The sequence below is a fragment of the Bradyrhizobium sp. Kon58 genome (genome assembly GCF_055807455.1).
On record NZ_JBVVOT010000340.1, the window covers coordinates 1 to 296 of the forward strand.

General features: G+C 67.2%; 1 pseudogene. It reads left to right on the forward strand.

Annotated features, from left to right (window positions below):
- Positions 1 to 296 (forward strand): annotated as a pseudogene (locus AC0L20_RS40695) (glycine dehydrogenase (aminomethyl-transferring)); the annotation flags it as partial.

Here is a 296-nt window from a genome sequence, read left to right on the forward strand (position 1 = left end):
GCCCACGGCACCAACCCGGCGACCGCCAACATGGCCGGCATGCGCGTGGTGGTCACCGCCTGCGACGCACGGGGCAACGTCGACATCGACGACCTGCGCGCCAAGGCCGTCGAGCACCGCGAGCACCTGGCCGCGCTGATGATCACCTACCCGTCCACCCATGGCGTATTCGAGGAAGGCATCCGCGAAATCTGCGCGGTCATCCACGACAACGGCGGCCAGGTGTACATCGACGGCGCCAACATGAACGCAATGGTCGGCCTTTGCGCGCCAGGCAAGTTCGGCGGCGATGTGTC